At 73.8% G+C, this 12,090-nt stretch carries 10 protein-coding genes; 5 read left to right on the top strand and 5 right to left on the bottom strand.

Annotation, left to right across the window (positions count from 1 at the left end; all coding sequences use genetic code 11):
- From J1M40_RS02820 to pgsA, 4 genes are all read left to right on the top strand, one after another.
- On the top strand, window positions 1-823 hold an 823-nt coding region (locus J1M40_RS02820; RefSeq protein ID WP_241252021.1), incomplete at its 5' end, for an OB-fold nucleic acid binding domain-containing protein.
- Between the two features lie 109 nt (window positions 824-932).
- Window positions 933-2,951 (top strand): threonine--tRNA ligase, encoded by a 2,019-nt coding sequence (thrS, locus tag J1M40_RS02825; protein ID WP_049159811.1) that lies wholly within the window; start codon window positions 933-935, stop codon window positions 2,949-2,951.
- Window positions 2,948-3,628 carry an HIT domain-containing protein gene (locus tag J1M40_RS02830; protein ID WP_044659662.1) on the top strand — a complete coding sequence of 227 codons (681 nt, stop codon included), beginning with the start codon at window positions 2,948-2,950 and terminating at the stop codon, window positions 3,626-3,628. Before thrS ends, J1M40_RS02830 begins: the two co-directional genes overlap by 4 nt.
- Entirely contained in the window at window positions 3,628-4,239 is a 612-nt protein-coding gene (pgsA, locus tag J1M40_RS02835) for a phosphatidylinositol phosphate synthase (protein ID WP_044659663.1), read from the top strand. Before J1M40_RS02830 ends, pgsA begins: the two co-directional genes overlap by 1 nt.
- A gap of 25 nt (window positions 4,240-4,264) precedes the next feature.
- Here the strand turns inward: pgsA and J1M40_RS02840 are convergent, their stop codons facing one another.
- From J1M40_RS02840 to J1M40_RS02850, 3 genes are read right to left on the bottom strand one after another with little or no spacing between them, the layout of a single operon-like run.
- Entirely contained in the window at window positions 4,265-4,783 is a 519-nt protein-coding gene (locus J1M40_RS02840) for an aminoacyl-tRNA deacylase (RefSeq protein WP_044659664.1), read from the bottom strand.
- A 7-nt stretch (window positions 4,784-4,790) separates the two neighbouring features.
- On the bottom strand, window positions 4,791-5,249 hold the full coding sequence (locus J1M40_RS02845) for a SufE family protein (protein ID WP_004167585.1): 459 nt from the start codon (window positions 5,247-5,249) through the stop codon (window positions 4,791-4,793).
- A 37-nt stretch (window positions 5,250-5,286) separates the two neighbouring features.
- The gene (locus J1M40_RS02850) at window positions 5,287-6,180 is read right to left on the bottom strand and encodes a sulfurtransferase (protein ID WP_044659665.1); all 894 of its coding nucleotides are present in this window, start codon (window positions 6,178-6,180) and stop codon (window positions 5,287-5,289) included.
- A gap of 223 nt (window positions 6,181-6,403) precedes the next feature.
- On the opposite strand from J1M40_RS02850, the gene zapE reads away from it, so the two are divergent.
- A complete protein-coding gene (gene zapE, locus J1M40_RS02855) occupies window positions 6,404-7,459 on the top strand; it encodes a cell division protein ZapE (RefSeq protein WP_206450445.1) in 1,056 nt (351 codons plus the stop codon).
- Window positions 7,460-7,534: 75 nt separating this feature from the next.
- On the opposite strand, the gene J1M40_RS02860 is transcribed toward zapE, so the two are convergent.
- Both J1M40_RS02860 and J1M40_RS02865 read right to left on the bottom strand, forming a co-directional pair.
- Window positions 7,535-10,240 (bottom strand): GNAT family N-acetyltransferase, encoded by a 2,706-nt coding sequence (locus J1M40_RS02860; RefSeq protein WP_206450446.1) that lies wholly within the window; start codon window positions 10,238-10,240, stop codon window positions 7,535-7,537.
- A complete protein-coding gene (locus J1M40_RS02865) occupies window positions 10,237-12,072 on the bottom strand; it encodes an IucA/IucC family siderophore biosynthesis protein (RefSeq protein ID WP_020624757.1) in 1,836 nt (611 codons plus the stop codon). Before J1M40_RS02865 ends, J1M40_RS02860 begins: the two co-directional genes overlap by 4 nt.
- Window positions 12,073-12,090 lie beyond the last annotated feature (18 nt).

Genomic DNA, 12,090 nt, shown 5'->3' on the forward strand with positions numbered 1-12,090 from the left:
CGGCCGCACCGCCCCGCGCTCGCGGTCCGCCCGTCCACGGCAGGTGGAGGGCCAGCTGGCCCTGGACCTGCCGGACACCGAGCTCACCGCCCTCGCCCCGCTCTTCCCGGACCCGGCCCCGGCCGCCCGGGTCCGCACCGAGCTGGAGCTCACCGCCCTGGACGTCACCGCCCACCTCATGGACTCCCACGCCCCGTACCTGGACGCGCTCGGCGTCACCCGGGCGAAGGACCTGCTCGGGCTGCGCACGCAGTCCCGGGTGCTCGTGGCCGGGGTGCGCGTGGCCACCCAGACCCCGCCCATGCGCAGCGGCAAGCGGGTGGTGTTCCTCTCCGTGGACGACGGCACCGGCTGCGTGGACGCCTCCTTCTTCACGGAGGCCCAGCACGCCTCCGGGGAGATGCTCTTCTCCGCCCGCCTCCTGCTGATCGAGGGCACCGTCCGGCGCACCGGCGACCGGGCCGTGTCCGTCCAGGCCGTGCGCGCCTGGGACCTGCACCGGCCCGAGACGCTCCCGGACCCCGACTACCTGGACGCCACCCGGCAGCAGTGGCGGGACTGGCTCGCGGCGGACCGCCGAGCCGCCGCCGCGCGCCGCAGCAGCCGGGCGGGCACCGGGGCGCAGCCCCTGCCGGACATCCCGCACCACGGCACGGGCGGCTGGCCCGTGAAGGTGCGCACCGACGTCGGACCGGGCGAGGGGACCCGCCCCGGCCGCACGGCACCTGACCGCGCGGCACCCGGCCGTCCCGCGCCGGAGCACACCCCAATCCCGGTGCCCCACCCGGAGACGTGGGAGCTGCTGCCCACCCCGGACAGATGAGACCGTCCGCCTCCGTGCCCCGCCGTCCGACCGCGCCCCTAGAATGGGACGCGGCCGACGGTGGCCCCCGTACGCCACCGATCCCGAAGCCAGACCTCGAAGGAGCACCGTGTCGGAGCCGAAGAACATCCTGCTGACCGTGGACGGAGAGCTGCGGGAGGTGACGCACGGCACCACCGGCCTCGACCTCTTCCGCGAGAAGCCGACCACCGCCGTGATGCGGGTGGACGGCCTGCTCTGGGACCTGGCCCGCGAGATCCCCGCCGGCGCGTCCGTCGAGTCGGTGGACATCACGGAGCCCGAGGGCCTCGAGGTGCTGCGGCACTCCACCGCCCACGTGATGGCCCAGGCCGTGCAGCAGCTGCGCCCGGGCGCCAAGCTCGGCATCGGCCCGTACATCACGGACGGCTTCTACTTCGACTTCGACGTCGACGAGCCCTTCACCCCCGAGGACCTCAAGCAGATCTCCTCGCTCATGCAGAAGATCGTGAAGTCCGGCCAGACCTTCCGCCGCCGCGTCGTGGACGAGGAGACCGCCCGCGCCGAGATGGCGGACGAGCCCTACAAGCTCGAGCTGCTCGGCAAGAAGGATGCCGCGGACACCGCCGGCGAGGGCGCCTCCGTGGAGGTCGGGGCCGGGGAGATCACCATCTACGACAACGTGGACCGCAAGACCGGCGACGCCGTGTGGTGCGACCTCTGCCGCGGCCCGCACCTGCCCTCCACCAAGCTCATCGGCAACGGCTTCGCGCTCACCCGCTCCGCCGCCGCCTACTGGCTCGGCAACGAGAAGAACAAGCAGCTGCAGCGCATCTACGGCACCGCCTGGGCCAGCAAGGACGACCTCAAGGCCTACCAGGAGCGCCTCGCCGAGGCCGAGCGCCGCGACCACCGCAAGCTCGGCGCCGAGCTGGATCTCTTCTCCTTCCCGGACGAGCTCGGCTCCGGCCTGCCCGTGTTCCACCCGCGCGGCGGCATCATCCGCAAGGAGATGGAGGACTACTCCCGTCGGCGCCACACCGAGGCCGGCTACGAGTTCGTCTACACCCCGCACATCACCAAGCAGCACCTCTACGAGGTGTCCGGCCACCTCGACTGGTACGCGGACGGCATGTTCCCGCCCATGCACATCGACGAGGTCCGTGATCCCGAGACCGGCGAGATCACGCGCCAGGGGCAGAACTACTACCTCAAGCCGATGAACTGCCCCATGCACAACCTGATCTACCGCTCCCGCGGCCGGTCCTACCGTGAGCTGCCGCTGCGGCTGTTCGAGTTCGGCTCCGTGTACCGGTACGAGAAGTCCGGCGTGGTCCACGGGCTCACGCGCGTGCGCGGCATGACCCAGGACGACGCCCACATCTACTGCACCCGCGAGCAGATGAAGGAGGAGCTGACCACCACGCTCAACTTCGTCCTCGACCTGCTCAAGGACTACGGCCTCAACGACTTCTACCTCGAGCTCTCCACGAAGGACCCGGAGAAGTTCGTCGGCTCCGACGAGATCTGGGAGGAGGCCACCCGCACCCTCGCCGAGGTCGCGGAGGCCTCCGGTCTGCAGCTCGTCCCGGATCCGGGCGGCGCCGCGTTCTACGGCCCGAAGATCTCGGTCCAGGCCCGGGACGCCATCGGCCGCACCTGGCAGATGTCCACCATCCAGCTGGACTTCAACCTGCCCGAACGCTTCGACCTCGAGTACCAGGCCGCCGACGGCACCCGTCAGCGCCCCGTGATGATCCACCGCGCCCTCTTCGGCTCCATCGAGCGCTTCCTGGGCGTCCTCACCGAGCACTACGCCGGCGCGTTCCCGGCCTGGCTCGCCCCCGAGCAGGTCGTGGCCATCCCGGTGGCCGAGGCATTCAACGACTACCTGGACGACGTCGTCGCGAAGCTGCGTGCCGAGGGGATCCGGGCGCGCCTGGACGACTCCTCGGACCGCTTCCCGAAGAAGATCCGCACCGCGGCCAAGGAGAAGGCGCCGTTCGTGCTGATCGCCGGCGGCGAGGACAGGGAGGCGGGCGCCGTGTCCTTCCGCTTCCGCGACGGCACCCAGGACAACGGCGTGCCGGTGGAGGAGGCGATCGAACGCATCGTGAAGGCGGTGCGCGAGCGCGAGGTCACCCCATGACCAGCCCCGGCACCGGCGGATCCGACGCGCGGGCGCAGGCCCGCGCGTCGGCGGACGCCGCCGCCACGGACGGCTTCGAGCTGCCCGGCGCCCCGGACGCCTTCGAGCGGTTCTGGAACGCCCACCGCATGGCGTACGTGTCCAAGGGGACGGGCCAGGTCAAGGACGAGCACACCTGCCCGTTCTGTGCGGCCCCGCAGCGCGACGATGAGGACTCCCTCATCGTCCACCGCGGCCGCACCGCCTACGTGGTGCTGAACCTGTACCCGTACAACCCCGGTCATCTGCTCGTCTGCCCCTACCGCCATGTGCCCCTGTACACGGACACCACCACGGAGGAGGCCGCCGAGATGGCGGAGCTGACCCAGACGGCGATGCTCGCCCTCGGCCAGGCCGCCGGCGCGTCCGGCTACAACCTCGGCATGAACCAGGGGGCGGTGGCCGGCGCCGGGATCGCGGCCCATCTGCACCAGCACGTGGTGCCGCGGTGGACCGGCGACGGCAACTTCCTGCCGATCATCGCTCGGACCAAGAACATGTCGCAGACCCTGGGGGAGACCCGGCAGATCCTCGCGGGCGTCTGGGACCGGGCCGCCCGGGACCACGCCGCGCGCCGGGCGGCCAACGCCCGTGCCGCGGCCGAGCATCCTCGCCCGGGGGCCGGAGACCCCGCCTGATGCTGGACCGTCACGCGCGCGGCGTCACCACCCGCCTGTTCACCCCGGTGGCCCGTACGCTCCTGCGGGCCGGGGTCAGTCCGGACACCGTGACGGTCGTCGGCACACTCGGCGTGAGCCTGGGCGCGCTCGTGCTCTTCCCCCTGGGGCACCTGTTCTGGGGCACGCTCTTCATCACCGCGTTCGTGTTCTCGGACCTGGTGGACGGGATCATGGCGCGCGAGGCCGGGTCCACCGGCCGCTGGGGCGCGTTCCTCGACTCCACCCTGGACCGCGTGCAGGACGCGGCCGTGTTCCTCGGGCTGTGCCTGTGGGGCTTCGGCGTCGGCGCCGCACCCGCGGTCGGCGCGCTCTCCGGGGCCTGCCTGGCCCTGGGCATGCTCGTCTCCTACGTGCGCGCCAAGGCGGAGGCCCTCGGCTGGGACGCGCACGTGGGCATCGCCGAGCGCGCCGAACGGCTCGTGGCCACCCTCGTGGTCGCCGGCCTCACCGGCCTCGGTCTGCCCCCGGTCGTCCTGGCCGTCACCTTGGGGCTGCTCGCCGCAGCCTCCCTGGTCACCGTCGGCCAGCGCATGGCTGTGGTGCGCCGCCAGGCGCGCGACGACGTCTGACCGGCCCGGCCGCAGGACCCGCCCGTCAGTCCGCCGCGATCTCCGCGACGACGGCGCCCGTCACCTGCACGAGGTCGGCGGGCGCGATCTCCACATCCAGGCCGCGTTGCCCGCCGGAGACGTACATGAGCTCCGCGTCGAGGGCGGAGGAGTCCAGGACGACGGGGTGGGGCCGGCGCTGGCCCAGGGGAGAGACGCCGCCCCGCACGTAGCCGGTCCGGCGTTCGACGACGGCCAGATCGGCCAGGGCGAGTCGCTTGACGCCCAGCACCGCGGCGGCGGCCCGCAGGTCCAGCTGACCGGACACGGGCACCACGCACGCGGCGAGCGCGCCGTCGGGGTCCGCCACCATCAGCGTCTTGAACAGTCGGTCGGCGGGCACGCTGAGCGCCCGGGCGACCTGGACGCCGAACCGCTCGCCGCCGGCGTCGAGGGCCACGTCGAAGGTGTGCAGCCGGTACGGGACCCCGGCGGCCTCGAGGGCGGCGACGGCCGGTGTGGCCGCCCCGTGCCGGGCGCTGCGATCCTTCTTGCGCTGGCCCACGGCGGACTCAGGCGATCCCGGCCTGCTCGCGCACGTTGCGCTTGATGCGGCCGAGCATGGCGGACATTCCGCGCAGGCGCAGGGGGGTGAGGGCCTTGGCCAGACCGAGGCGGGTGGGGATGTCCTCGGGCACGTCCAGGACCTCGAGGGCGCTCAGCCCGTCCAGGCCCTGGGTGAGCACGGAGGCGAAACCGCGCGTGGTGGGCGCCTCCGGGGGAGCGGTGATGAAGAGGCGGACCGGGGCCTGCGGACCGGGCTCACCCTCGAGCTCCACGGCCAGGAACAGCGGGGTCTGACACTCCACGACCTGCTCCATCTCGGCCTCGTGGCCGTCGTAGCGCTCCGGCAGCGCCGGCAGCTCGTCCGAGAATTCCAGCAGCAGCTCGAGCTTCTCGGGATCGGGCACCCCGGCGAAGTCGTCGATGATCTCGGCCAGGGCGGCGGGCACGGCGTGGTTCTCGGTCATGGTGTCCCAGTCTAGTGATCCACGCCGTGCCGGGGGCTCAGCGCGCGGGGGCCTCGCCCGGCTCTTCGCCGACGGCGATCGGCAGGCGCACGGCGTTGCCCCACTCGGTCCAGGAGCCGTCGTAGTTGCGGACGTCCTCGTGGCCGAGCAGGTACTTGAGCACGAACCAGGTGTGGGAGGACCGCTCGCCGATGCGGCAGTAGGCGATCACGTCGTCACCCTCCTGCAGCCCGGCGCCGGCGCGATAGACCTGCTCCAGCTCGGCGCGGGACTTGAAGGTGCCGTCCTCGTTGGCCGCGGACGCCCACGGCACGGACGCCGCCGTGGGGATGTGGCCGCCGCGCAGGGTGCCCTCCTGCGGGTAGCCGGCCATGTGCGTGGTCTCGCCCGTGTACTCGGGACGGGAGCGGACGTCGATCAGCGGGGTGGTCCCGATGGCCTGCAGGACGTCCTCGCGGGCGGCACGATCTGTGTGGTCGTCGCGCTCGATCACCGGGTACTCGGCGCGGGCCACGGTCGGGACCTCGCGGGTGGTCTCGCGTCCCTCCGCGATCCACTTGTCACGGCCGCCGTCCATCAGGCGCAGGTCCTCATGGCCGTAGAGGGTGAACACCCACAGGGCGTAGGCGGCCCACCAGTTGGACTTGTCGCCGTAGAACACCACGGTGGTGTCCCGGGAGATCCCCTTGGAGGCGGCGAACTCGGCGAAGGCCTCGGGGCCGACGAAGTCGCGGGTGACGGGGTCGTTGAGCTCGGTGTGCCAGTCGACGCGTTGGGCGCCGGGGATGTGGCCGGTGGAGTAGAGGAGAGCGTCCTCGTTGGACTCGAGGACCACGACGTCCTCGTCGCCGACATGGTCGGCGACCCACTGCGTGGACACCAGCTTCTCGGGGTGGGCGTACTCGGAGAACTTCGCGGCGGTATCGGTCATGGCACTGCCTTCCTTCGCGTCGGGGCGGGCCCGCACGGGCCCGGGGCGGGCGGCACGACGACGGCGGGTTCCGTGTCCGTGCCCTGCGCGCCAGATTACGGCACGTCGGTGTCACGTAAGAGGGTAGGGGCCCCTCAGTCCGGGACACGCGAGGTCACATGGGTCGGGTCCGCGGCCCGATAGCATGGCCCGGAATCCCCGTCGTCGACCCTGGGAGTGTCCCGTGGCTCAGATCGTCCACCTCGCCGACCGTTCGCCGCAGGTCACCCCGGACCAGCTGTTGTCCGGCTTCCACCCGTCGTACCGCTTCGGCACGGTGTCCTTCGACACCTACATCCCGGACCCCGCGCACCCCTCGCAGGCACAGGCCGTGGAGCGGCTGCGCCGGTTCGCGGCAGACCTCGGCCGGGGCGGTTCGGGCGGCGGGTTCCTCGGCGGCCTGTTCGGCGGGAAGAAGCGGGCGGCAGGGCCGGCCGGCATCTACCTCGACGGCGGTTTCGGCGTCGGCAAGACCCACCTGCTGGCCTCGACGTGGCACGCGGCCCCCGGGCCCAAGGCGTTCGGCACGTTCGTGGAGTACACCAACCTCGTGGGCGCCCTGTCCTTCCGCAAGGCGGTGGACGAGCTCAAGGAGTACACCCTCGTGTGCATCGACGAGTTCGAGCTCGACGACCCGGGGGACACCGTGCTGATGTCCCGCCTCATGCGCGAGCTGGCCGACGCCGGCGTGCGCCTGGTGGCGACCTCCAACACCCTGCCGGGCTCGCTCGGCGAGGGGCGCTTCGCGGCGCAGGACTTCAAGCGCGAGATCCAGGTCCTGGCCGACCAGTTCGAGGTCATCCGCGTGGACGGCGAGGACTACCGCCACCGCGGCCTCTCCGCCGCCCCGTCGCCGCTGGACGACGCCGTCGTCGAGGCCACCGCCCAGGAGAACTTCCCCGACGCGGGCGTGCTCGCCGTGGACGACTTCGCGGACCTCACCGCGATGCTCTCCCGCGTGCATCCCTCCCGCTACCGCGAGCTCGTCAAGGACGTGGACGTGCTCGCCCTCCACGACGTGCACACCATCACGGAGCAGGCCACGGCCCTGCGCTTCGTGGTGTTCGCGGATCGCCTGTACGACAAGGACGTGCCCGTCCTCGCCTCCGGTGTGCCTTTCGACGCCCTGTTCACGCAGGAGATGATGCACGGCGGCTACATGAAGAAGTACTTCCGCACGGTCTCCCGCATGACCGCCCTGGTCCGGGAGGGACAGACGGGCGTGGCCGAGCACAAGTGAGCCACCGCCCCTGACCGGCAGGATGACGGCGCGCACCCGAGGCGGGTGCGCGGCGTCGCCGTGTGCGGGGCCGGGTCAGCGCACGTCGCGGAAGCACAGCGCCGCCCGCTTGCCCGGCAGCTCGACCTCCCGGTCCACCGTGAAGCCCAGAGCCCGGGCGGTCTTCACGGCCCGCGTGTTGCGGACGTCCGGCTCGATCACGAGCCGACGCGTGCCGGGGCGTGCGCCCAACCAGTCCACAATGCTCCGGTAGGCCGTGGCGCGGGCGCGCCCCTGCAGGCCGCCGGGGGCGGTGATGAAATGGAATCCGAGGTCCCCGTCCCGCACCTCGTAGGCGCCGCCGACCTCCTCCGCGCGAGGGTCGTAGGTCTGCACGAGGGCCACGAGGGTCCCGCCGTGCCACACGAGGTGGTTCGCGTGGGTGGGCTGGAACTCGAGGAAGTCGTAGACCTCCTCGACGTCCTGCACGCTGTGCCCGCGCATCCCGTAGAACTCCGCCCGCGGCTCCGTGACGAGTGCGTGGATCAGCGGGGCGTCCAGGGCCGGGCGGACGCGCGTCATGGTCAGGCCCAACGCCCCGACGCCGACCTCGGCCACGATGCGTCCCGGAGGGGCCCCGCCGGGGACGGAGCGGGCGGGTGCGACGCCGCTGCCGGCGGACGGGGGGACGGGACGGGACGGCACGGGCAGCAGGCGGCCGGCGGCCCACGCGTCCAGCTGATCCGTCACGTGCCCGCCTCCGAGACCGGAGGCGCCGAACGGGACGACCCACCGGCTGCGGGTGCGGTCGCCGAGGTCGAACACGACCCGGGCCACCGGCCCGCGGTGGGTGCCGACGGCCAGGCCGGGGGCGTGCGAGGTGGCGCAGACCGCGTCCGCGGTGCCGCCCACCCGGACGGACCCGATCGTGTCGAGCACGTCGGCGAGCCCCGGCTCGTCCGGCCCGCCGGGATGCTCGTGCGTGAACAGGAACGGGGTCAGGGCATGCGCCTCGCCCCAGGTCCGGGCCGCGCCGTCGGGGCCCGGCGGCTCGGCGGCGTCGTCGACGGCGGCGACGGCGGCCCGCACGAGGTCCCTCGTCGACGCTGTGATCCCCAGGGCCGCGCGCAGCGGCTCCGGCCCGCGCTCGGCGAGCGCCGCGCCGACCCATGCGGCGGCGTCGCCCCACGGTGCCCACGGGCCGCCGAGCAGGGCCCGCGAGGCGGGCGGCAGGTGCGCGATCAGGGCGGCGGCCACCTCGTGCTCCACGAGGAGCCACCAGCGGGCCGCGGCCGATCCGGCGGCGGCGTCGCCGGCCCACGCCGGGACGGACTCCGCGGCCAGCACGCCGTCCGCGACGAGCGCGTCGACGGCGTCGGCGAGCCAGGCCCGCGGCGCGCCCGGGGTCCGGGTGTCCGTCTGCAGGGCGGCCATCGCGTCCACGGTCCGCTCCTGCGGTGCCAGCGCCTCGAGGGCTTCCCGGATGCGGCGGGACCGCCACGGCGCGCACGCGTCCACGGTGAGGCAGGCGGTGTCCGGGTGGGGCTCGTTGGCCGCCACCACGACGTCGTCCGCCGCGGCCGGCGCGGGCCAGCGCACCCAGCGCTGATCGAGGGACCCGTCGGCGGAGCCCCGGCCCAGCGCGGAGGCCCGCGCCGCACCCCAGGCCGAGCGTCGATCCCGGCGCCGCACGGCCCCGGCGTGCCGGGTGAGCACCGTCCGCCGGTCCGCGACGATCACGCGATTGACCGGCTCGACGTGCCCGTCCAGCACCGCGCAGGCCTCCGCGGCGCTCGCGGCCGTGAGCAGCCGGCGCGCGCTCGGCAGGCCGGTGTCGGCGCGGTCCCAGGCGGGGAACCGCATGCTCACCGGGCCGGCGCCGGGCACGTCCACGAGCCGCCCGCGCGGGGTGTGGGCCACCCGCACGTCCACGGGGTCGCCGCCGCGCACGTGCACCCGCTCGGTCCGGGCGTCGAGGACCTCCGGCCCCTCGGGGGCGTCCTCGAGGACCATCTCGAGCGAGGACACCATCGCCGAGGTCGTCACCCACGCGACGTGCTCGGACTGCCCCACATGCGGGACGCCCGGCACACCGGGGAAGGCCAGGCCGACGACGTCGACGCGGTCCCGGGGACGCTCGGCCTCCACCACGAGGCGCACCTGCTGGTAGACGCCGGGCAGCTCGAGCAGCCGGTGCGGGTCGGCGGCCACGAGCGGAGCGCCCTCGGCGCCGACGCGCACCGCCCAGGCGTTCGAGCCGTCCGCGTCGGGGCGCGGCGAGATCAGCGCCGCGGCGAGCGCGGGGAAGCGCTCGGCCAGCAGGGTGCGGAACAGGGCGGCCGGCGCGTTGGTCAGCCAGACGTTGTAGCCCAGGTGCAGGGCGAGCGCCGTGTGCGGGTCGAACGGCAGCGGCTTCACCCCGTGGGCGGCGAACTCGGGCGCGCGCCGGGCCCCGGCGTCCAGCCCCGCGTTCACGCCGTCGGCGAACCGGGTGAACCAGGCCCGGTCCTCCGCGTCGTCGAGGGCGTTGAACGCCTGGCGGGCCGCACCGTCCAGGTCCATCTGCCGGGCGGCGACGTCGTTCGCCACCGCCGGCGGGCCGAACACCTCGGCGCTCATGCCGGTGACCCGGCGGTGCTCGCAGTCGACCTGCCAGGCCCGCTCCGTCGCCACGTGCCACCCCTGGAGGTAGGCCAGCTCGGGCAGGGACGCGGCCACGAGCGTCGGCACGCCGTGCGCGTCCCGGTGGCAACGGCCCGCCACGTCACCCGTCGCCGTCCCGGTCCACGCGTCCGCGCTCATGCCGCGGCGTCCTGCCGGAGCTCCGCCAGCGCGCGGCGCAGCGGCGCGGCCACCGGGTTGGCCAGGCGACCGGCGTAGAGCAGCGAGCCCGACGGGTCCGTCAGGTCCACCATCTGCGTGGCGTTCCGCAGCTGCAACCGGTTCAGGCACGAGTGCGCGAAGTCCTCCGCGTCCAGGCCGAGGCGCTCCACATCCGCGAGCCCCAGGGCCGTGTACTCGGCGAGGACCCGCCCCACCACGGCGTAGAACTCCTCCGCCGGCAGCAGGGCGTCCGCGTCCATCACGTCGGCCAGATGGCGCAGCACGCCGTCCAGCATGTCCGTGAAGAAGGAGAGGGAGAGGTCCTCGTCGGTGAGGTCGATGCGGATGCGCCGGGTCTGCTCCGTGAGCGGGACGCCGTCCGCGCCGACCACCACCTCCTCCCCGATGTCCTTGAGGAAGGCGCCGGTGACCCGTCCCTCCCGCAGGCGGAGCACGATGTTCTCCCCGTGGGGCATGAACACGGTCGAGTAGGCGGCGGCCAGATGCACCAGCGGGGTCACGTAGGCCGTCACCACCCCGTGCAGCCACTGCGCCGCCGTCAGCCCCGAGCGCTCCACGAGCGCCCCCGCCACGGAGCGGCCCCCGCCGTCCCGGTGCAGCAGCGCCGCCATGGTCATGACCCGCTCGCCCTCCGCCAGGCGCGGCAGCGGACTCTCCCGCCACAGGGCGGCGAGCATCTTCGTGTGAGGACCCTTCGAGCCCACGGCATGGAAGGCGTCCCCGGTGTACCCGGCCGAGGCGTACTCCCGCAGCACCCCGAAGCCCCACCTCGCGAGCAGGGGGTCGGAGTCCACGAGGTCGGCCACCACCGCGTTGATCGCCGGGGTGACGGACATGTACGCGGGGGAGAGGCCGCGCACGAACCCCATGTTCTGCACGGACAACGCCGTCTTCAGCTGCGGGGCGTGCGGGTCGCTCGCGTTGAACAGGGTGCGCACCGCCTGCATGGCCGTGAACGCGTCCGGGTCTTCGCCCACGTGCACCAGCCGCCCCGCGGCGAGGTCGGGGGCGAACGCCACCTGGATCCGGTGCTCCCACTGCCACGGGTGCACCGGGATCAGCGTGTACGCCTCCGGATCGACGTCGAGCGCCGCCGCCCGCTCCGCCCACAGGCCCGCCACCGCCTCGGTGATCGGCGGGGGCGGCGCCGGCACGGCGGCGCCCGCGCTCGCGGTCTTGGGCCAGGTCCACCGTCCCCCGAGCTCGGAGGGGAACGCGAGCCACACCGGGTGCAGCGCCCGCCCGCCCTCGGGGGCGAACATCGCGTACTCCGTGGCCCCCCAGCCGATGCGGCCGTTGGTGGCCACGAAGCCCGGGTGTCCCTCGCTCATGGCGGCCTCCACCGCCGTGTAGTCCGCGTCCACCAGGTCGGCGGCGGACGGGCGCTCGCCGGCCAGGGTGTGGCACCGGGCGGCGAAGGTGGAGGCGAGCTCCTCGAGATAGACGTCCAGCGCCTCGCCGGCCAGCCCGAGCACCTCGGCCGCGTCGAGGACGAAGCGGTCGACGGCCACCGCGTCCGGATCCCCGGCACGGCACACCGAGTCCGGATCCACGCCGAGGTGCTCGAGCGGGAGGGCACGCGCGGTGAACGTCCACCGCACCCCGCCCAGGGTGAGCGTGTAGGCGTGGCGGCCGGCGTCGTCGACCCGCTCGCCGCGCACCGGCGTCAGGAGCCGCTCATGGGTGAACTCGCGGATCGCCTTGGCGACGAGCAGCCGGTGGGCGTGCCGGGCGGTCGGCGCCGTCAGCGCGTCCAGGCGGGACGGGGAGGACGGGGGGACGGGGGTCATGCGGACACCTGCCTGTCG

Origin of the sequence: Micrococcus sp. KRD026 (genome assembly GCF_017168445.1) — a bacterium.
Lineage (GTDB): Bacteria > Actinomycetota > Actinomycetes > Actinomycetales > Micrococcaceae > Micrococcus > Micrococcus luteus.